The 19,959-nt window shown below is 74.0% G+C and carries 15 protein-coding genes; 12 read left to right on the top strand and 3 right to left on the bottom strand.

The features are described from left to right. Nucleotides 1-184 precede the first annotated feature (184 nt). Together VGR37_19190 and VGR37_19195 are read left to right on the top strand one after the other, a co-directional pair. On the top strand, nucleotides 185-1,693 hold the full coding sequence (locus VGR37_19190; GenBank protein HEV2149534.1) for a S8 family peptidase: 1,509 nt from the start codon (nucleotides 185-187) through the stop codon (nucleotides 1,691-1,693). Between the two features lie 141 nt (nucleotides 1,694-1,834). Further along, nucleotides 1,835-2,326, top strand: coding sequence for a hypothetical protein (locus VGR37_19195; protein HEV2149535.1), 492 nt, complete (start codon nucleotides 1,835-1,837; stop codon nucleotides 2,324-2,326). 40 nt (nucleotides 2,327-2,366) lie between these two features. On the opposite strand, the gene VGR37_19200 is transcribed toward VGR37_19195, so the two are convergent. The 3 genes from VGR37_19200 to VGR37_19210 all read right to left on the bottom strand — a co-directional run bounded on the left by VGR37_19200 (nucleotide 2,367) and on the right by VGR37_19210 (nucleotide 4,384). Continuing rightward, on the bottom strand, nucleotides 2,367-3,515 hold the full coding sequence (locus tag VGR37_19200; GenBank protein ID HEV2149536.1) for an AI-2E family transporter: 1,149 nt from the start codon (nucleotides 3,513-3,515) through the stop codon (nucleotides 2,367-2,369). A gap of 120 nt (nucleotides 3,516-3,635) precedes the next feature. Beyond that, the gene (locus VGR37_19205) at nucleotides 3,636-4,022 is read right to left on the bottom strand and encodes a response regulator (GenBank protein ID HEV2149537.1); all 387 of its coding nucleotides are present in this window, start codon (nucleotides 4,020-4,022) and stop codon (nucleotides 3,636-3,638) included. A gap of 17 nt (nucleotides 4,023-4,039) precedes the next feature. Next, entirely contained in the window at nucleotides 4,040-4,384 is a 345-nt protein-coding gene (locus VGR37_19210; GenBank protein ID HEV2149538.1) for a hypothetical protein, read from the bottom strand. Nucleotides 4,385-4,693: 309 nt separating this feature from the next. On the opposite strand from VGR37_19210, the gene VGR37_19215 reads away from it, so the two are divergent. The 10 genes from VGR37_19215 to VGR37_19260 all read left to right on the top strand — a co-directional run. Beyond that, nucleotides 4,694-4,948 carry a hypothetical protein gene (locus VGR37_19215; protein ID HEV2149539.1) on the top strand — a complete coding sequence of 85 codons (255 nt, stop codon included), beginning with the start codon at nucleotides 4,694-4,696 and terminating at the stop codon, nucleotides 4,946-4,948. A gap of 56 nt (nucleotides 4,949-5,004) precedes the next feature. Beyond that, on the top strand, nucleotides 5,005-6,252 hold the full coding sequence (locus tag VGR37_19220; GenBank protein ID HEV2149540.1) for an HlyD family efflux transporter periplasmic adaptor subunit: 1,248 nt from the start codon (nucleotides 5,005-5,007) through the stop codon (nucleotides 6,250-6,252). Nucleotides 6,253-6,298: 46 nt separating this feature from the next. Continuing rightward, nucleotides 6,299-7,036 carry an ABC transporter ATP-binding protein gene (locus VGR37_19225; protein ID HEV2149541.1) on the top strand — a complete coding sequence of 246 codons (738 nt, stop codon included), beginning with the start codon at nucleotides 6,299-6,301 and terminating at the stop codon, nucleotides 7,034-7,036. Nucleotides 7,037-7,207: 171 nt separating this feature from the next. Then, the gene (locus VGR37_19230; protein ID HEV2149542.1) at nucleotides 7,208-9,625 is read left to right on the top strand and encodes an ABC transporter permease; all 2,418 of its coding nucleotides are present in this window, start codon (nucleotides 7,208-7,210) and stop codon (nucleotides 9,623-9,625) included. Between the two features lie 49 nt (nucleotides 9,626-9,674). After that, nucleotides 9,675-12,071 carry an ABC transporter permease gene (locus VGR37_19235; protein ID HEV2149543.1) on the top strand — a complete coding sequence of 799 codons (2,397 nt, stop codon included), beginning with the start codon at nucleotides 9,675-9,677 and terminating at the stop codon, nucleotides 12,069-12,071. A gap of 77 nt (nucleotides 12,072-12,148) precedes the next feature. Further along, nucleotides 12,149-14,359 (top strand): hypothetical protein, encoded by a 2,211-nt coding sequence (locus VGR37_19240; protein ID HEV2149544.1) that lies wholly within the window; start codon nucleotides 12,149-12,151, stop codon nucleotides 14,357-14,359. A gap of 174 nt (nucleotides 14,360-14,533) precedes the next feature. Then, complete coding sequence (locus VGR37_19245; protein HEV2149545.1) at nucleotides 14,534-15,337, top strand: lipid II flippase Amj family protein; 804 nt, start codon at nucleotides 14,534-14,536, stop codon at nucleotides 15,335-15,337. A 263-nt stretch (nucleotides 15,338-15,600) separates the two neighbouring features. Then, the gene (locus tag VGR37_19250; GenBank protein HEV2149546.1) at nucleotides 15,601-16,350 is read left to right on the top strand and encodes an ABC transporter ATP-binding protein; all 750 of its coding nucleotides are present in this window, start codon (nucleotides 15,601-15,603) and stop codon (nucleotides 16,348-16,350) included. Between the two features lie 16 nt (nucleotides 16,351-16,366). After that, nucleotides 16,367-18,763 carry an ABC transporter permease gene (locus VGR37_19255; protein ID HEV2149547.1) on the top strand — a complete coding sequence of 799 codons (2,397 nt, stop codon included), beginning with the start codon at nucleotides 16,367-16,369 and terminating at the stop codon, nucleotides 18,761-18,763. Nucleotides 18,764-18,774: 11 nt separating this feature from the next. After that, a partial coding sequence (locus VGR37_19260) for an ABC transporter permease (protein HEV2149548.1) occupies nucleotides 18,775-19,959 on the top strand: 1,185 nt, incomplete at its 3' end.

Consider the following 19,959-nt stretch of genomic DNA (forward strand, 5'->3'; position numbering starts at 1 on the left):
CCCCTCCGCCGTTCTGCGGACGTGTGGGCCGGTGACGCGCCGCGCCGCAGGCTCGTCAGACCGGAGTGGACGCACGCGGCGGCTCCGCCTCCGGGACCCCTGCGCCCACCCGCAACCGCTTTCGCCGGAGCACTCCGGCCCGAAAGCGCCCTCCCGTACACCGGGCAACCCATGGAGCCCTTCCATGCCCTTCGCCACCCTGCGGTACGGAGCACCCCGGCGGCTCTTCCTGGCGCTCGCCGTTCTCGCCACGGCAGCCTGCGGCGACGACCCTTCCCCCGTCGCGGCCCCCGGTGAGGCTCCCGCCCTTTCCCGCGGGCCGGCCGCTCCCGAGCGCGCGGCCCGCATCCCGGACCAGTACGTGGTGGTCCTCAAGCCCGAGACGCGGGACGTCCAGGGCTTCGTGCGCGGGCTGTCGAAGTCGCCCCGCGACTCCGTGCTGTTCGTGTACGAGCACGCCCTGAAGGGCTTCGCCGCGCGCCTGGCGCCCGGGTCCGTGGAGGGGCTCCGCCGGCATCCTATGGTGCAGGAGGTCATCGAGGACGAGTACGGGGTCCCGGACCAGTCGCTCTGGAGCCTGGACCGGAGCGACCAGCGCGACCTGCCGCTGAACGGGGTCTTCGCGCCCACCGCCACGGGCGCGGGGGTGAACCTGTACGTGCTGGACAGCGGCGTCCGCCGCACCCACGCGGAGTTCGGGTACGGCACGCGGGCCCGGCACGTGTACACCGCGATCAGCGACGGGCGCGGCGCGGACGACTGCCACGGCCACGGGACGCACGTGGCGGCGACCGCCGCCGGGTCCACCTACGGGGTCGCGCGGCAGGCCATGGTCCTGGCGGTGCGGATCTCGGGCTGCACCGCCGCGGCGTCCGCGAGCGCGGCCATCGCCGGGCTCGACTGGCTCCGCGCCAACCACCTGAAGCCGGCCGTAGCCAACCTGAGCTACACCTGGCCGGCGCGGAACGACGTGGACGCCGCCGTCTCCAGCCTGCTGGCCGCCGGTGTGCCGGTGGTCACCTCGGCCGGGAACAGCAACGCGGACGCCTGCGGCTACTCTCCCAAGCGGGTCGCGGGCGTGCTGACGGTGGGGGGCACGGACACCTACGACTGGCGCACGCCGGACTCCAACTGGGGCGGCTGCGTGCACCTGTTCGCCCCGGGCGCCGGGATCACCTCGGCCTGGATCGGGAGCGACACGGACTCCCGGACGCTCTCCGGGACCTCCATGGCGTCGCCGCTGGTGGCCGGCGTGGCCGCCCTCTACCTGGAGGGCGACCCCGGCGCCTCCGTGGCGAAGCTCCGCGACGCCCTGATCGGCTCGGCCACCCAGGGGAAGGTCGTCGACCCGCGCGGGACGCCCAACCGGCTGGCCTACGCGAAGCCCATCTACTTCTCGGTGCGGGTGGACGGCCCCGACCACGTCGCGTCGTCCGGGTACGTGACCTGGGAGGCCGTCCCCGACGGGGGGGACGGCAGCTACACCTACCAGTGGACGCTGGTGGAGGGCGGCTGGGAGCAGCCGCTGGGGACGGGGCGCACGCAGACCCTCTGGGTCACACAGGGGAGCGGCGACTTCGACGTCCGGGTGGTGGTGACCTCGGCCGGCGAGGCGAGGAGCGCCTGGAAGTACGTGTCCAACCACCAGTCGGGCGACTGCGGAGACGCCTGGTCCTGCACCGCCCTCCAGTAGCCGGCCGGGCGGCGGCCGTGTGACACTTCCGCGCCGCCGCTCGTCTTCCTCCCGAAGCCCGACGCACCGCCGCGATCGACCGGCCCGGAGCGGCGCACTCCCCCGGGGGGCTGCGCCCGCCCCGCCGAAAGTGGAGCCCACATGCATTTGCGGACAGCATCAGCGGCCATCCTGCTCCCCCTCGCGCTCGCCGCGTGCGACCTCCCCCTGCGGCCGGAAGGGAGGCACGCGGTAGGGATCATCGCGTGGGAGGCGCGGCCCTCCCTCGCCTCCTCCGCGGGCACGCGCCCCGCGGACCCCCCCCGCACCGCCCTGACGGCGCCGGACACCGTGCGCGCGGGGGTGCCGTTCACCGCGCGGGTCACCACCGTGGGCCCCACCGTCTGCTGGAGCCCCGCGGGCGCGCGCGTCGAGGCTCGCCCCGCCGAGGCGGTGGTCACCCCCATCGACCACACCCTCGAGAACAGGGACACCGCGTGCGGCGATGCGACGGTGGAGCTTCCCCGCGACGTGGAGCTCGCCTTCGGCCGCCCCGGCGAGGCCGTGCTGCGCGTCACCGGCCGCCGGGTGGTCGGCCGGGACCTCGGCTCCAGCGAGCGCATCGTCCTGGAGAAGCGCATCGTCGTCCGCTGACCCCCCGCACCTCGCACCTCGCACTTTCGCACTCCCGCACTCACTCCTCCACCACCGGCGCGATCCTGTCCTCGTCCGTGTCGATGGCGCGCTCCACCCACAGCACCTCGACCACCGTCCAGAAGAACAGGGTCAGCGGGATGGCGAGGAGGATCCCCAGGAAGCCGAAGAGGCTCCCGAAGAAGACCAGCGCGAACAGGGTGACGAAGGGGTGCAGCTCCGCCGCCTGCGACATGGCCCAGGGGGTGATGATGTTGCTCTCGATCTGCTGGATGGCGAGCGCGGCGAGCGCCGTCCAGAGCCCCAGCTGGGGGTCCTCGAGGAATGCGACCACCGTGGCGGTGCCGCCCCCCACCCAGGGGCCCACCAGCGGGATGAACTCCGTGAGCCCGGCGAACAGCCCCAGGAGCAGCGCGTTGGGGACGCCGATCAGGTAGTACGCCACCGTGCTGAGGACGCCCACGGCGACCATCGCGATCAGGGTCCCCTTCAGCCACCCCACCAGCCGTACGCCCAGCAGCTCCATCATCCGCCGGTAGGCGGGGCGGCGGTCGCGGGGGACGGCGCGGAGCACGGGCATCAGGAGCCGCTCGTTGGGCTTCGCGACGGCGAACAGCCCGCCGAAGAGGATCAGGAGCGGGACGAAGAGGATCTCCAGGAGCCCCTGCGCGCGGCCGATGAAGCCGCCGCCCCCGCTGCCGGAGGTGGAGAGGAAGGCGTCGCGGAAGAACCCCTGCACCTGCGAGCCCACCAGCGTCACGTTCAGCCCCGTGTTGGCGCGCAGCCAGCTCTCGACCTGCTGGAGGAGCGCGCTGAACTCCGGCACCCGCCCCACGATGTTGCGCACCTGCGAGACCAGGGCCGGGATCCCGAACCAGAGGAGCACGCCGATCCCCGCGAAGATGAGCAGCCCCAGGGCGGCGGTCACCCACTTTCGCTCCAGGGGGAGGCGGCTGACCAGGGCGTTGAACAGCACCGCCAGGATCGCGGCGGCGTACAGGAGGAGGAGCCCGTAGGTGATCTCCTGGAAGAACCTGTACAGCAGGGCCAGCAGGAAGAGCAGCCCCGCCGCCTTGTACAGGTGCTCCGGGCGGATGTAGACCGCGCCGCGCGGCGGGGGCGGCGCCGCGACGTCGCGCGGGGAGGGTCCGGTGCTCTCCTCGGAGTTGTCCTCGGGGCGTTTGGGCATGGGCTCGTCCGTGTCCGGGCGGTGGATGACCGACGGAGCATGCGCCGGGCAAGTACCGCACCAGGGACGGCCGGACGCACGCAGGGGTCCACCCGGAGCGGGTGGACCCCTGCGGCGCGGTCAGGCGGACGGCTCGCCCAGGATGCGCCGGACCTCCTGCGCCACCATGCGCGGATCGACGGGCTTGGCGAGGATCCCCTGCGCCCCCGCCTCGGAGGCCATGGCCGGCAGGTCGCCGACCACGGAGGCGGTGAAGAAGAGCACGGCGACGTTGGCGGTGCGCGGGTCGGCCCGGAGGGCCCGGCACACTGTGAAGCCGTCCATGCGCGGCATGGCGATGTCCAGGAGAACGAGGTCCGGAGGCGACTCGGCCGCGGAGGCGAGCGCCGCTTCCCCGCTGTCCGCCTCCCGGACCTCGTAGCCCAGGTGCGTCAGCATGGCCCGCTGGATCGTCCGCTCGTCCTCCTGGTCGTCGACCACGAGGATGGTCCGGCGTGGCTCAGCCACGTCCGGCCGGGGGGGTGCTAGTCCTCGTCATCGTCTTCGAAGCCCTCGAAGCCGCCGCCCTCCTCCTCGATCAGCTCGGTGAGCTGCGGCCCCCACGAGCTCTCCATGAGGCGGCGGACGCGGGGGAAGCGCTGGATCACCTCCGCCATCTCGGGCGTCACGAACAGCTCAGTGACGTCCTTCCGCTCGTAGCCGCTCCCCTCCTCCTCCAGGAATCCCTTCAGCTCCTCGATGAGGTCCTGCAGGTCGCTCAACAGCTCGCTCGGAAAGTGCCCGGCGTCCAGCGCCACGGCGGATTCCACCCATTCGTGGACCTGCGAGACGAGCGCGTCGAACCGCTCGTCAGCCTGTGCGCTCTTCATCCCGGTCTGTCTCCTGATGCACGTGTGTCCCGCAACGCCTTCGCGAGCCGGAAGAGTGAAGGAAGCGCCGGGGGAAACGCAACCCCCGTGCCCCGGACCGAGCGCACCGAGCGCGGCCACAGGTGTCCGTTTCCGGGACGGCGATTCCCACATGCGGTCAGGAGCGGCCGGCGCAGCGCGGCCGGCGAGGCACGCAAGGCGCAGTTACACAACCACTTACGCAACGCGCCCCTCCGGCACGGTCCTTGTCCTGTGAAAGCCCCGCAGCCGGCCCCACCCACTACGCACACACCGCCCCGGAGCCGCACCATGCCGGACCTGAACGTAGACCTGACCTCGCTCGCCGCCATCTGGATGGGCGGCTCCGTGCTCCTCGTTCCGCTCGCGGGACTCACCGCCCGCTACGGGCTGCGGCCGCTGGTGGAGTCCGTGGCGCGGATGCGCGCAGCCGGGGGCGACGCCGCCCTGGAGGCCCGCTTCGCCGCGCTGGAGCGGAGGATGGAGGAGATGGCCCGCGCCGCGGACCTGGCCGACGAGTCCCGCCCCGGGCGCGCCGCGGCCTGACCGCCCCGGCGCACGCCGGGCCCACGATTCCCGAAACGATCGCAGGAGAATCCACAGTGGACGTCCCCCGCAAGCCCACCCGCAAGCGCCGCCGCTGGCTTATGGCCGGAGCCGGCCTGGCCGCCCTGGCGCTGCTCACCCTGGCGCTGGCCCGGCTGGAGCCCGCCCCGCCCTCGGTGGAGCGCGCGACGCTCTGGACCGACACGGTGCGCCAGGGCGACATGGTCCGCCAGGTCCGCGGCCCCGGCACCCTCGCGGCCGAGGAGGTCCGCTGGGTCTCGGCGGTGACGCAGGGGCGCGTGGAGCGGAAGATGGTGCAGCCCGGCACCCGGGTGGAGGCTGGCACGGTCATCCTGGAGCTGAGCAACCCCGACGTGGACCGGCAGGCGCTGGAGGCGCAGCGGCAGCTGGTGGCGGCCCAGTCGGAGCTCGCCAACCTGCGCGCCGGGCTCCAGAACCAGGTCCTCTCGCAGGAGGCCGTCATCGCCACCGTGAACGCCGAGCACCGCGACGCGGTGCGGCAGGCGGAGGTCAACGAGGGGCTCTCCTCGCGCGGCCTGGCGGCGCCCAACGAGGTGGCGCGGGCGCGCGACCGCGGCGAGGAGCTGCGGACCCGGCTGGAGGTGGAGCGCAAGCGGCTGGGCTTCCTGCGCGAGTCCATGCGGACGCAGGTGGCCGCGCAGGAGGCGCAGGTGCAGATGCTCCGCGGGATCGTCGACTTCCACCGCGGGCAGGTGGCCTCCATGCACGTGCGGGCGGGGACGGACGGCGTGCTCCAGGACCTGCCGGTGGAGATGGGGCAGTGGGTGAACTCCGGCGCCACGCTCGCCCGGGTGGTGCAGCCCGGCCGCCTCAAGGCGGTGCTCCGCATCCCGGAAACGCAGGTGCGCGACGTCTCCATCGGGCAGCCGGCCTCCATCGACACGCGCAACGGGATCGTCCGCGGCCGGGTGGTGCGGATCGACCCGGCGGCGCAGAACGGCACCGTCACGGTGGACGTGGCGCTGGAGGGTGCCCTCCCCCGCGGCGCGCGCCCGGACCTGAGCGTGGACGGAACGGTGGACGTGGACCACCTGAAGAACGTGATGTACGTGGGACGCCCGGCCTACGGGCAGCCCGAAAGCACCGTGGGCCTCTTCCGGGTGTCGCAGGACGGGAAGGAGGCCGTGCGCACCAACGTCCGGCTGGGACGCGGCTCTGCCAGCAGCATCGAGGTGCGCGGCGGCCTGAAGCCCGGAGACGTGGTGATCCTGTCCGACATGTCGCAGTGGGACTCGGCCGAACGGGTCCGCCTGAACCGCTGAGCACGAGCGCCCGAGCCTACCCCATCGAACCCCCAGGAGCGTCCCCATGCAGAGCAACGAGCAGCCGCTGATCCACCTGGAAGGCGTGAGCAAGGTCTTCCTCACCGAGGAGGTGGAGACGCACGCCCTCTCCGGCGTCCACCTGGAGATCCGCTCCGGGGAGTACGTGGCCATCGCCGGCCCCTCCGGCGGCGGCAAGACCACGCTGCTGTCCATCCTGGGGCTGCTGGACTCCCCCTCGGACGGGGTGTACCGCCTGAACGGGCGCCCGGTGTCCGGCCTCTCCGCGGCGGAGCGGGCGCGGATCCGCAACCGGGAGATCGGCTTCATCTTCCAGGCGTTCAACCTGATCGGCGACCTGACCGTCTACGAGAACGTGGAGCTGCCGCTCACCTACCGGGGCATGTCCGGCGCGGAGCGGAAGGAGCGGGTGCAGGAGGCGCTGGAGCGGGTGGGGATGGGCCACCGCACCAACCACTACCCCTCGCAGCTTTCCGGCGGCCAGCAGCAGCGCGTGGCCGTGGCGCGCGCCATCGCCGGGAAGCCGCTGATCCTGCTGGCGGACGAGCCCACGGGGAACCTGGACTCGGTCAACGGCGAGGCGGTGATGGGGCTCCTCCAGGAGCTGCACCGCGAGGGCGCCACCATCTGCATGGTGACCCACGATCCGCGCTACGCGCAGCACGCCGAGCGCAGCGTGCACCTGTTCGACGGGCAGGTGGTGCGCGACGAGCGCAGCCCGGTGGCGGCGGAGCTGGAGCGGCACGGGTTCGAGGTGGTGTGACGGACGCCCTGCTCCAGCCGGTGGCGGCGTACCTCCCCGCACGCCGCGCCACACGGGTGGACCCCATGACGGCGCTGCGGGCGGACTGACGGGGGTGCAGGTGCGGGGTTCGGCCCGGCTCGGCAGCCGGACCCCGTCCGTACGAGCGGGCCCACCCGAACGGTCCCACCCATGGACAGCTTCCTCCAGGACCTGCGCTACGCGCTCCGCAGCCTGCGGCGGAGCCCCAGCTTCGCGGCCGCGGCCATGCTCTGCCTGGCGCTGGGGATGGGCGTGAACACCGCCACCTTCAGCATCGTAAACACGCTGCTCTTCCGGCCGCCCCCGTTCGAGGACGCGGACCGCGTGGTCCTCCTGTACGCGCAGCCCCCGAAGCAGGGGTGGGAGGAGGACGCCTTCAGCTCCGCGGAGCTGGCCGACGTCCGCGCGGGGAGCCGGGCCCTCGCCGACGTGGCGGGCGCCGGCTCGCGGGGCTTCAACCTGGCCGGCGACGACGAGCCGGTGCGCGTGGCGGGGTCGCCGGTCACCCCCAACCTGTTCCCGCTGCTGGGGGTCCGCCCCGCGCTGGGGCGCGGCTTCCTCCCCGGCGAGGACCGGCCCGGGTCCGAGCGGGTGGTCGTCCTCGGTCACCGGGTCTGGCAGACGCACTTCGGCGGGCGCAGGGACGTGGTCGGGCGGACGACGATGCTGAACGGCGTCCCCACGACGGTCGTGGGGGTGATGCCGCCGGGCTTCCGCTTCCCGGAGACGGCCGACCTGTGGGTCCCGGCGCGCACCGACAGCACGGCCGCGTACGACGCCCGCTGGCTCGTCGCCGTCGGGCGGCTCCGCCCCGGGGCGGACGTGGAGCAGGCGAACGCCGACCTCGCGCGCGTCGCCCGGCGGATGGCCGCGGAGCACCCGGGCACCCACGCGGGATGGTCGCTGGGGGCGCGGCCGTTCGGCGCGTCGTACGTGCGCGGCGACCGGGGCTTCCTGCTCTACCTGATGCTGGGGGGCGTGGGCTTCGTGCTGCTGATCGCCTGCGCCAACGTCGCCAACCTGCTCCTGGCGCGCGGCAGCACCCGCCGCCGGGAGATCGCCGTGCGGGCGGCGCTGGGGGCCGGGCGCGGACGGATCGTCCGGCAGCTCCTCACCGAGAGCGTGCTGCTCGCCGTCGGGGGCGGCGCATTGGGAGTGCTGGTGGGGAGCTGGTGGCTCGACTGGACGATGTCGCGCCTCACGGTGGACGTGCCGTACTGGATGACCTTCCAGATGGACTGGCGGGTGCTGCTGTACACCCTGGCGCTGGCGGTCGCCACCGGGCTGCTGTTCGGCATCCTGCCGGCGCTGCGCGCCTCGCGCGCGGAGCTGACCGGCGCCCTCAAGGACGGGGCTCCCGGCGACAGCGGGGGCCTGTACCGCAACCGGCTGCGCGGCGCGCTGGTGGCCGGCGAGATCGCCCTGTCGCTGGTCCTGCTGGCCGGCGCCGCGCTGAGCATCCGCTCGTTCCTTGCGGCCCTGGACTCGGACCCCGCGGTGGACGGCCGGAGCATCCTGACCGCGCGCACCTCGCTCGCCGGCGAGCGCTACGACGCGGTGGCGTCGCGCGCCGCGTTCTTCCGGGAGCTGGAGGGACGGCTCCGCGCGCTCCCCGGGGTGCAGGGCGCGGCGCTCACCACCGCGCTCCCGGCGGGCGACGTGGGGGTGGGCACCACCGTCCGGGCGGAAGGCCGGCCCGGGGAGGACGGCGAGGCGGCGGGCCGCTGGATCGCCGTCACCCCCGGCTACTGGGGCGCCATCGGACGGCCGCTGCTCGCCGGGCGCAGCTTCACCGCAGCCGAGGCCGCCGACAGCGCGGCCGCGGTCGCCCTCGTGAGCGCCGAGCTGGCGGAGCGGCTCTGGCCGGGTCAGGATCCGCTCGGCCGGCGGATCCGGGTGGAGGTGGAGGGCGCCGACCGGTCGCTCGCGGTGGTGGGGATCGCGCCGACGCTCCCCTACGCCCGCCCCGGCACCGGCAGCCCGCGGGACCGGCTGCAGGTGCACGTGCCGTACGGGGTCGCCGGGTGGCGGCTGATGACCCTGGCCGTGCGCTCCGCGGGCGACCCGGCGGCGCTCTCGCCCGCGCTGCGCCGCGAGGTGCGCGCGATGGACCCCACGCTCCCCGTCTTCACCGTGCACGTCCTGGGCGACTACCGGGCGTCCACCCTGTGGATGCAGCGCGCCGCCGGGCAGGTGTTCGCCAGCCTGGCCCTGCTCGCGCTGGGGCTCGCCGCGCTGGGGGTCTACGGGGTGATGGCGTACACGGTGGCGCAGCGGACCCGGGAGATCGGGATCCGGGTGGCGCTCGGCGCGCGCGCGCCGGACGTGGTCCGGATGGTCGTCGCGGAGGCGGCCGTGCTCGCCGCGGCGGGGATCGCCGTGGGGCTGCCGGGGGCGTACGCCGTCGCCCGGCTGATGCGCGGCACCCTGTACGGCGTGGGCCCCGGCGACCCGGTGGCCTTCCTCGCGGTCCCGCTTCTCCTGGGCGGGGTCGCAATGCTGGCGAGCTGGCTCCCCGCCCGCCGCGCCTCGCGGGTGGACCCCATCGTGGCGCTCCGGGCGGACTAGCCCGGCTCCAGACCGGATGCCGCCCTCCACGACACTCCGAGAACCGCTCATGGACGCGCTCCTCCAGGACCTGCGCTACGCGCTGCGCACGCTGGCCGCCAGCCGCGGCTTCACCGCCGTCGCCCTGCTCTGCCTCGCGCTGGGGATCGGGATCAACACCACCATCTTCAGCGCCTTCAACGCCCTCTATCTCCGGCCGCTCCCCTTCGCGGAGCCGGACCGGCTGGTGGCCGTGCACGAGCTGGACGGCGGCAGCGGCGGCGTGGAGGACGAGATCTCGTATCCCAACTTCGTGGACTGGACGCGCGACAACGGCGCCTTCAGCGGTGCCGCGGTCTACTTCCACCAGGCCTTCAACCTGGCCGCCGGGGAGACGCCGGAGTACGTGCGCGGCGCGCGGGTCTCGCCCTCGTTGTTCGGCGTCCTGGGGGTGGCACCCGCGCTGGGACGCGGCTTTCGCGAGGAGGAGGGGAGCGCGGGGAGCGATGCCGTGGCGGTGCTCGGGTACGGGCTCTGGCAGCGGCGCTTCGGTGGGGACCCGCGGGTGGTCGGATCCGAGGTCCGGCTCGACGGGCGGCCGTACACCGTGCTGGGGGTGATGCCCGCGGGGTTCGCGTTCCCGGAGACGGAGCAGCTCTGGACGCCGCTGGTCGCGGACCCGGTGAAGAACCGCGGGAGCCACTGGGTGCGCGCGGTGGCCCGCCTCCGTCCGGGTGTCACCCGCGAACAGGCGGAGGCGTCGCTGGGCCCCGTCACACGCCGCCTGCAGGCGGATTTCCCGGAGACGAACCGCGACCTGGAGGGCCGCCTCGCCCCCTTCCGCGACAACCTGATCCCGCCCGACATGCGCCCAGTCTTCCACGTCATGCTGGGCGCGGTGGGGTTCGTGCTCCTCATCGCCTGCGCCAACGTCGCCAACCTCCTCCTGGCGCGCGCCGCCGGCCGGCGGCGGGAGATCGCGGTACGGGCGGCGATGGGCGCGGGGCGCGGCCGCATCGTCCGGCAGCTCCTCACCGAGAGCGTGCTGGTGGCGCTGGCGGGCGGGGCGCTGGGCGTCCTCCTGGCCCGCTGGGGAGTGGACGTGCTCCGCGCGTTCATCCCCGAGGAGCTGCCGTACTGGGTCCGCTTCGACCTGGACGGCCGGGTGCTCGCCTTCACCGCGGCGGTGAGTGTCGCGACCGGGATCCTCTTCGGGCTTGCGCCCGCGCTGCGCGCCTCCCGGGCCGACCTCCAGGGCGCGCTGAAGGACGGGACCCGCGGCTCCGGGGCGCGGCAGGGGCGGCTGCGCGGGGCGCTGGTGGTGAGCGAGGTCGCCCTCTCGCTGGTGCTGCTCGTGGGGGCGATGCTGATGGTGCGCAGCTTCCTGGAGCTGCGCGGCGCCGACCCGGGGCTGGACGCGTCGGGCGTGCTCACCACGCGCCTCAACCTTGCCGGCGACCGGTACGCGTCGCGCGAGCAGCGCGCCCGTTTCGCGGCGGAGGCGGTCGCCCGGCTGGAGGGGCTCCCGCAGGTGGAGCGGGCCGCGGCGGTGAGCGACCTCCCGCTCAGCGGAAACGTCACCAGCCACACCTTCGAGGTGGAGGGGCAGCCCAGCGAGACGGGGCGGCGTCCCTCGGCCGTCTACCGCCCCGTCACCGCCGGCTTCTTCCAGGTGCTGGGAATCCCGGTGGTCCGCGGGCGCGGTCTGTCCCCGCATGAGGTGGACGCCAACGCGCCGGTGATGGTGGTCAACGAGACCTTCGCCCGGCAGCACTTCTCCGGGGCGGACCCCATCGGCTGGCGGGTCCGCACGGGGTCGGACGAGCCGTGGTTCACGGTGGTGGGGGTGAGCCGCGACGTGCGGGAGCACAAGGTGCACGAGCCGGCCGGCCCCACGATGTACGTCCCCTTCCCCGACGGGGCGCCGCGCGGCGTTACGCTCGCCCTGCGCACCCGGGGCGAGCCAGCCCTCGCAGCCGCGGCGGTGCGGGCGGAGATGGAGCGGATCGACCCGGGGCTCGCCCTGTTCGACATGCGCACCATGCGCGAGGTGATGTCGCTCTCCTTCTGGGACCGCGGCCTCTTCGGCGGCCTCTTCGGAGTGTTCGCGGCGCTGGCGCTGGTCCTGGCGGCGGTGGGGATCTACGGCGTCATGGCGTACGCGGTGGCGAGCCGCGCCCACGAGATCGGGGTCCGGATGGCGCTCGGCGCGCGGGCCCCGGACGTGGTGCGGATGGTGGTGCGCCAGGCGGCGATGCTGGCCGGGCTGGGGGTGGGCATCGGCCTGCTGGCGGCGCTGGGGGCGACGCGCGTCCTCGCCGGGATGCTCTACGGCGTCACCGCCACCGACCCCGCCACGTTCCTGCTCGTGCCGCTCGTCCTGGGCGGTGTGGCGCTCCTGGCCGCCTGGGTCCCCGCCCGCCGCGCCGCCCGGGTGGACCCCATGGTGGCACTGCGGGCGGAGTAGCGGGAGCCGGAACTCCGCGTGGCCCGGCGCGGTACACCGGGCCACGCAGCTTTCCGCCCCCCCGCACCCCCCGCCCGATGCGCCCCCTCCTCCTCCTCGCCCTGCTTCTCTGCGCCCTCCCCGCCGCCGCGCAGGATCCCGTCCCCGCGGACGCCTACCGGGACGCCCGCGCCCGCGAGCTGGTGCGCCTCGCCCGCGCGCGCCGGGCGGTGGTCGACACCCGCATCACGGCCTACGAGGTTACGGCGCACGAGCGCTTCTCCGCGCGCATGACGCTGGCCGGCGCGGAGCGGCTCATCTTCCGCCGGGAGACGGCGGCGCGGATCGAGTGGACCCGCGACACGGTGCGCATCGAGGTACTCGGCACCCGCGAGGCGCAGCCGCTGTTCAGCGCGGGAGCCCAGCTCCCGCCGGCAGACGTCGCCGGGATGCTGCCGTCGCTCGCCTTCGACCCGGTGGATTCGGAGATGCTGCTGCGCTTCGACTCCACGCTGATCCGCCACCCGCTGGCGCCGGGGAGCGAGGCGTACTACCGGTTCTCCAGCGGGGACAGCAGCGCCATCCGGCTCCCGGACGGGCGCGGGGTGCGGCTCCGGGAGCTGCGGATCACCGCGCGGCGCCCCGACCCGCGGCTGATCAACGGCTCCTTCTGGGTGGACGAGGAGACCCACGCCGTGGTGCGGGCGGTGTTCCGCCCGAGCCGCGCCCTCTCCAGCACCGACTCCGGGATCTCCGTGCTCACGCCGGAGGTGACCACCGAGGTGGACCACGTCGCGATCGAGTACGGGCTGCTGGACCTGCGCTGGTGGATGCCGCGGACGGTGGTCGCGCGAGGCGTGGTGCGCGCCCTCGGGAAGCGCCTTCCCCTCGCCTACGAGCGCCGCTACGAAGGGTACCGGGTGGATGGGGACACCCTCGCGACGGCGCCCCCGGCGGAGGCGGCGCTCGCCGTGGCGGCGGAGCGGCCCTGCCGCCCGCGGATGTTCGGGAGCATCGTCATCAACGTGGGCTCGCCGGGTGACGCTGCGGCCAAGGACTCCGCGTGGAACGCCGCGTGGGACCGCTCGGCGGCCCGGGTCGCAAAGGGCGACACTGTCGCGGTGGGCGACAGTACGCGGGCCGCCCGCCGCCCGCCGTGCGACCGCACCTTCCTCGTGACCAGGGCCGAGGGCGCCGACCTCCTCGCCAACCCGGCGCTTCCGGCGAGCGTCTTCGACGAGGGCGAGGGTCCGGTGGGGGAGGAGGAGATGCGCGAGCTCGCCGCGCTGGCGCGCGGCATTCCGGGGCTCCCGTGGAGCGTGGCGCGTCCTCGGGTGGAGTTCCTCACCCCGGAGCTGGTCCGCTACAACCGGGTGGAGGGGCTCTCGCTCGGCGCCCGCGCGACGCTCCCCCTCGGTCCGGCGGAGCTCCGGGGCGAGCTTCGCGCCGGCACCACGGGCGAGGTGGGGGCGCGCCTCTCCGGCGCGCACTCCGCGCCCGCCCTGCGCACCGAGGTGGCGGCGTACCGCGGCCTGGAGGTGGTGGACGTGGCGTCGCAGCCGTTCGCCCTCACCAGCTCCGCGAGCGCCCTCGTCCTGGGCAGGGACGAGAACGACTACTTCCGCGGGACGGGCGCCGAGGTTCGATTCTCGCCTCCGCTGGCGCGGCGCCAGCGCTGGGAGCTGCGGCTCTTCGCGGAACGGCAGGAGCCGGTGCGCGCCCGCTCGGACGCGAGTCTGCGTGGACTGGTCGACGACGGCTTCGAGGCCCGCGGAAACCTCGCCGCCGAGGAGCTGGACCAGGCGGGCGCCACGCTCCGCCTGCGCGGGGCGCGCGGAGACGACCCCGCGGGGCTGCGCACCCGCGCGGAGCTGGAGCTGCACGGCGAGACGGGCGACCGCAGCTTCGCGCGGCCGCTGGTCCGGCTGGGGGCGGACGCCCTCCTGGGGGGCGGCGTTGGCTTCGGGGTGTCGCTGGCCGCCGGGACCGGGGTGGGGAGCGTGCCGGTGCAGCGCGCCTGGCAGATCGGCGGCGCGACCACGGTGCGCGGCCACGACGCCGCGGCGCTCCGGGGGGAAAGCCTCTGGCTCGCCCGCGGAGAGCTCACCCGCGGGAGCCCCCTTCTCCGGGTGTCGGTGTTCGGAGACGCGGGGTGGGCGGGGGAGAGCGCGGACTTCTGGAACGCCCGGCCGATCCGCGGCGCGGGGTTGGGGGTGTCGCTGCTGGACAACGTGCTGCGGGTGGACCTGGCGCGGGGGATCGGCGGGGGCGGGTGGCGCCTGCACCTGAGGATGGGCGGGGGACTCTGACGCGGCGCGGCCCGGCGGGTCTGCCTGCGCAGTTCGATCGAACGGGCAGATCCGGAGGAGGTCCGAGCTGCGGGACGCTGGTCATCCGGACCCGGGCGGGGCGCTGAGCACCGGTTCTTGCGTGGCCGTGGCAGCGTCGATGGTGTCGCGCTCTTCACGCTGACAGGAGTGCGTATGGACGGCCAGCTTGCCCTGATCTTCCTGCTGACCTTCATCATCCACCTGATCGGCACGCTCGCCTACAGCGTCCGGATCGCGGGCACCCGTACCGGCCGCATCGCGGTCTCGCTCTCGCTCTTCAACATACTGGTCCTCGTCTCCCGCACGTCCAACTCGTTCCAGTCGCCGCTGCTGGCGAAGCGCGTGGAGGAGAACCTGCGCGGATCGGTGGAGACCGGGATGGAGTCGGATTTCCGCTGGCTGCTCCTCGCGGCCACGCTCGCCACGCTCGTCGGCGCACTCCTGATCCCGACGTTCCAGCGCCTCTTCGCGCGGGCCGTGGAGGTCTTCGGGCGCTACCGCTCGGTGCCGCGCCTCTTCCTGCGAGGGCTCTCTCCAGCGGGTCTGCTGCACGTGCGCAGCTCGCTCCGCATCCCGGCCAGGGAGAACCTGACGGAGCTCAGGACGGCGCCCCGCATCCCCCTGCGCGTCATCGTGCTCAACGCCGTCGCGATGGCGATCTGGACCGTCGGCGTGTTCTCCGCTCTCTATGCGGGGTACCTCAACCCCGAGTACCGCGTCACCGCCAGCCAGCTCTCGGCCGTGATCAACGGCGTGGCCACCATTCTCATGTTCATCGTGATCGATCCCTACCTCTCGGTGCTCACCGACGAGGCCGCCGAAGGGAAGATCTCCGAAGGCTACTTCCGCAGGAGCGTCGTCTGGCTCACCGGCAGCCGCCTCGTAGGCACCGTGCTCGCACAGGTCCTTCTCGTCCCCGGCGCTCTCGTGATCGCCTTCGTGGCCGAGTGGCTCTGAACCCGCAGCGCGCCTTTGCACGCGCCCGCGTTCGAGGCCGCGGCTGAACGGCTGACGGCCGCCCACACGGCCGGCCCGGCCACGGTTCCCCGGACCACTGTCCGCTTTTGGGACGCCGAGTCCCGCATCCGCACAACCCGGCCGCCCGCCGCGAATCCAACCCGTTGGCAGTCAACGGGTTGGACTTTCCGCTTCCGGGCACGCCTCTTCCCTCCTGCGAGCCACGTTTCCCCGACCGCTTCGCATCGACCGAGGAGAGCCCGATGCCCGCCCTGTTCTCGTCCCGCTTCCGCCCCTTCCGCGCGCCCGAGCCGCGGGGCGGCCCCGAGCCCGAGCCCGGCGCCCCGCTGATCCGCCTGCGGCAGCTGGAGAAGTCGTACCCCGCCGGGACCGGACGCGTCTACGTGCTGCGCCACATCGACCTGGACGTGCAGGCCGGCGAGTTCGTCTCCATCATGGGCCCCTCCGGCGCCGGGAAGAGCACCCTGCTCTCCATCCTGGGGATGTTCGACGGCGACTGGACCGGCGAGTACCACTTCCTGGGGCAGCCCGTGCACAGGATGGGGGCGAAGGAGCGCGGCGCGCTCGGGAGGCCCAACGTCGGCTTCGTGTTCCAGCAGTACCACCTGCTCGACGAGCTGACCGTGCAGGAGAACCTGGACATCCCGCTCTCCTACCGCGACGTGCCGAAGCGCGAGCGGCAGGCCATGGTGGCCGACGCGCTGGACCGCTTCGGGATCGTGGGGAAGAAGGACCTCTACCCCAACCAGCTCTCCGGGGGCCAGCAGCAGCTCGTGGCCATCGCCCGCGCCACCATCTCGAACCCCCGCGTGATCCTGGCCGACGAGCCCACCGGGAACCTGCACTCCTCGCAGGGGCGCGAGATCATGGAGCTCTTCCGCGCCCTCAACGAGGCGGGGACCACCATCATCCAGGTGACCCACTCGGAAACGAACGCGGAGTACGGAAACCGCGTGATCCAGCTCCGCGACGGCTGGATCGTGGACGCCTGACCCCCCTGACCGTACCATGGAAACGCTCCTCCAGGACCTGCGCTACGCCGCGCGCATGCTGCTGCGCACCCCCGGCTTCGCCGCCGTCGCGGTGCTCACGCTGGCGCTGGGCATCGGGATCAACACCACCATCTTCAGCGTCGTCAACGCGATCCTGATCCGTCCCCTTCCGCACGTGGACACCGAGCGGCTGGTGGCGCTCCGGGAGGAGTCGCTGCGCGACGGGCAGGGCGGGTCCGTCTCCCCCGCCAACCTCGCCGACTGGCAGGCGCAGTCCGCCTCCTTCCAGGACATCGCCGCCTACCACGACCGCCAGGTGGTGATGCGGGCGGGTCGGGGAGATCCGGAGCGGATCGAGGCGGAGGCGGTCACCGTGAACCTCTTCCCCCTCCTGGGTGCCCGCCCGGCGCTCGGGCGCCTCTTCCTCCCGGAGGAGGCGGAGCCCGGGCGGAACCGGGTGGTGCTCCTCTCCGACCACATGTGGCGCAACCGGTTCGAGGCCGACCCGCAGATCCTGGGGAAGACGGTCCAACTGAACGGCGTCGCGCACACGGTGGTGGGGGTCATGGGTCCCCGCTTCGGCTTCCCCGACAACCAGCCGCTCTGGGTCCCCATCGTCCCCTCCGCACTCGCCGACCAGCGGGGGGAGCGCTACCTGCGCGTGGTGGGCCGCCTCCGCCCCGGGGTCACCCTGGAGCAGGCACGGGCCGAGATGGGCGCCCTGGCACGGCGGCTGGAGGAGCAGCACCCGGAGACGAACGCGGGGATGGGGGTCCGGCTGATCGACTTCGACGAGGCGTGGGTGGGGGAGATCCGCCCCGCGCTCCTGGTGATGCTGGCGGCGGTGGGGATGGTGCTCCTGATCGCCTGCGCCAACGTGGCCGGCCTCTTCCTGGCGCGCGCGGCCGCCCGGCGGAAGGAGATCGCCGTACGGGTGGCGCTGGGGGCGGGGCGCGGCAGGCTGGTCCGCCAGCTCCTCACGGAGAGCAGCCTGGTGGCGCTCATGGGGGGCGCCCTCGGAGTGCTCCTGGCGCACTGGGGCCTGGCCCTGATCCTGGCGTCGTTCCCCTTCCAGCCCCCGCTCTGGATGGTGTTCGACATCGACGCCAACGTCCTCCTCTTCACCCTCCTCCTCTCCCTGGGTACGGGCGTCCTCTTCGGCCTGGCGCCCGCGCTCCGCGCCACCCGCCCGGATCTCCAGGATACGCTCAAGGACGGCGGGCGGGGCTCCACCGCGGGGGCACGCCAGGGCCGCATGCAGGGCGCCCTGGTGGTGGCGGAGCTGGCGCTGGCGATGGTCCTCCTGGTGGGGGCCATGCTGATGGTGCGCAGCTTCCTCCGCCTGCAGGGGGTGGACCCCGGCTTCGACACGGCGCAGGTGCTGACGCTCCGGCTGGTGACCGGAGGCGACCGCTACGCGGAGCCCGCGGCGCGCATGGAGCTCTACCGCCAGGTGGTGGAGCGCGTGAAGGCGCTCCCCGGGGTGGAGGGCGCGGGCACCGTGTCGTTCCTCCCGCTGAGCGGGATGAGCGTCACCTCCGGCCTCTCGGTGGAGGGGGTGGACCTCCCGGCGGACCAGCGCCCGGCCGCGGAGGTGCGCGGGATCTCCCCGGACTACTTCCGCGTCCTCCGGGTCCCCCTGCTGCGCGGGCGCTCGCTGACGCCGGAGGAGGCGGACGGGGATCGGCCGGTGGTGGTTGTGAACCGCGCGCTGGCGGAGCGCTTCTGGCCGGGAGAGGACGCGGTGGGGCGGCGCGTCCGGGTCGGCGGGCCCTGGCTGACGGTGGTGGGGGTGGCGGAGGACGTGCGGATGGGCGGGCTGGACGAGAAGCCGACGGCCCAGGTGTACGTCCCGTACTCCGCCGAGGCGCGCGGCTACGCCTCGCTCCTGGTCCGCACCCACGGCGATCCCGCCGCCGCGACCGCCGCCGTGCGCCGGGCGGTGCATGCCGTCGATCCCTCCGTGGTCGTCGATGAAGCGTTCACCATGCGCGAGGTGGTGCACCGCTCCCTCTGGCAGCGCCGCCTCTTCGGCGGGCTCTTCACCTCCTTCGCGGCCATCGCCCTCCTCCTGGCGGTGAGCGGGGTGTACGCGGTGATCGCCTACTCCGTCTCGCAGCGCACGCACGAGTTCGGGGTGCGCATGGCGCTGGGCGCGCGCCCCGGCCGCATCCTGGGGATGGTGGTCCGGCAGGGCGCGGTGCTGACGGTGATCGGCGTGGGGATCGGCGCGCTGGGCGCCTTCGCGGTGACGCGGGTGATGGGGAGCCTCCTCTACGGCGTGGCCCCGACGGACCCCGTCACTTTCGCCGCGGTCACGGTGATCCTGGCGAGCGCCACCGTGCTGGCGAGCTGGATCCCCGCCCGGCGGGCCACCCGCGTGGACCCCATGATCGCAATCCGAGCCGAGTGAAAGCCGAGCCCATGGACACTCTCCTCCAGGACCTTCGCTACGGCGCCCGCATGCTGCTGCGGAGCCCGGGCTTCACCGCGGTCGCGGTCCTCACGCTCGCGTTGGGGATCGGGATCAACACCACGATCTTCAGCGGGGTCGACGCCCTCCTGCTGCGCCCGCTCCCCTTCGCCAACCCGGACCGGCTGGTGTCGGTCTGGATGGACGAGCCCGGCTCGTCGGTCAACAAGGAGACGCTGGTCGCGCTGCGCGAGCGCGCCCGCTCGCTGCAGCAGGCGGCGGGATACAGCGGCTGGGGCTTCACCCTCACCGGCGGGGGAGAGCCGGAGGCGCTGGTCGGCGCCCGGGGGACGGTGGACCTCTTCGAGGTGCTCGGCGCGCGGCCGCTGCTGGGCCGGACCTTCCTCCCCGAAGACGGCGAGCCGGGGCGCACCCCGGCCGTGGTGCTGAGCCACGGGCTGTGGCAGCGGCGTTTCGGCGGCGACCCGGGCGCGGTCGGCCGGTCGATCACGCTGGACGGCGAGCCGGCGAGGGTGGTGGGGGTGATGCCATCCACCTTCCAGTTCCCCGCCCGCACCACCGAGCTCTGGGTCCCCACGCCGGTCGACCCCGCGAACCAGGGGGACTACGTCTCGGGCTACCTGCGGGTGGTGGGGAGGCTGGAGGCCGGCGCCCCGCGGGAGCAGGCCGCGGCCGAGGCGCAGGCCATCGCGCGGGAGCTCCGGGCGGCCGATCCCTACCGGTACCCCGAGGCGTTCGGGCGGGAGGTCAGCGTGGACCCGCTCCGCGACGTCGTCGTGGGGAAGACCGGGCCCACGCTGCTGCTCCTCCTGGGAGCCGTGGGCTTCGTGCTGCTCATCGCGTGCATCAACGTCGCCAACCTCTTCCTGGTGCGCGCCACGACGCGCGGGCGGGAGATGGCGGTCCGCGCCGCGCTGGGGGCGGGGCGCGGGCGCGTCGTCCGCCAGCTCCTCACGGAGAGCTGCCTCGTCGCCCTGCTGGGGGGCGGGGCCGGGCTCCTGCTGGCCGCGTGGGGCGTCAACCTCCTCGCCCGGCTCCTCCCGGAGGAGCTGTCGCGGGTAGACGAGGTGGGGATCGACGTGCGGGTGCTGGCCTTCACCGCCGGTCTCTCCCTCGTGGTGGGCGTCGTCTTCGGGCTCGTGCCCTCGCTCGCCGCCTCCCGCGCCGCGCTGCAC

This window comes from Longimicrobiaceae bacterium, from assembly GCA_035936415.1.
Classification (GTDB): Bacteria; Gemmatimonadota; Gemmatimonadetes; order Longimicrobiales; family Longimicrobiaceae; genus JAFAYN01.

Coding starts and splice junctions, on each gene's coding strand:
- VGR37_19190 (HEV2149534.1), top strand. CDS start 185: ATGCCCTTCGCCACCCTGCGGTACGGAGCACCCCGGCGGCTCTTCCTG.
- VGR37_19195 (HEV2149535.1), top strand. CDS start 1,835: ATGCATTTGCGGACAGCATCAGCGGCCATCCTGCTCCCCCTCGCGCTC.
- VGR37_19200 (HEV2149536.1), bottom strand. CDS start 3,515: ATGCCCAAACGCCCCGAGGACAACTCCGAGGAGAGCACCGGACCCTCC.
- VGR37_19210 (HEV2149538.1), bottom strand. CDS start 4,384: ATGAAGAGCGCACAGGCTGACGAGCGGTTCGACGCGCTCGTCTCGCAG.
- VGR37_19215 (HEV2149539.1), top strand. CDS start 4,694: ATGCCGGACCTGAACGTAGACCTGACCTCGCTCGCCGCCATCTGGATG.
- VGR37_19225 (HEV2149541.1), top strand. CDS start 6,299: ATGCAGAGCAACGAGCAGCCGCTGATCCACCTGGAAGGCGTGAGCAAG.
- VGR37_19230 (HEV2149542.1), top strand. CDS start 7,208: ATGGACAGCTTCCTCCAGGACCTGCGCTACGCGCTCCGCAGCCTGCGG.
- VGR37_19235 (HEV2149543.1), top strand. CDS start 9,675: ATGGACGCGCTCCTCCAGGACCTGCGCTACGCGCTGCGCACGCTGGCC.
- VGR37_19240 (HEV2149544.1), top strand. CDS start 12,149: ATGCGCCCCCTCCTCCTCCTCGCCCTGCTTCTCTGCGCCCTCCCCGCC.
- VGR37_19245 (HEV2149545.1), top strand. CDS start 14,534: ATGGACGGCCAGCTTGCCCTGATCTTCCTGCTGACCTTCATCATCCAC.
- VGR37_19250 (HEV2149546.1), top strand. CDS start 15,601: ATGCCCGCCCTGTTCTCGTCCCGCTTCCGCCCCTTCCGCGCGCCCGAG.
- VGR37_19255 (HEV2149547.1), top strand. CDS start 16,367: ATGGAAACGCTCCTCCAGGACCTGCGCTACGCCGCGCGCATGCTGCTG.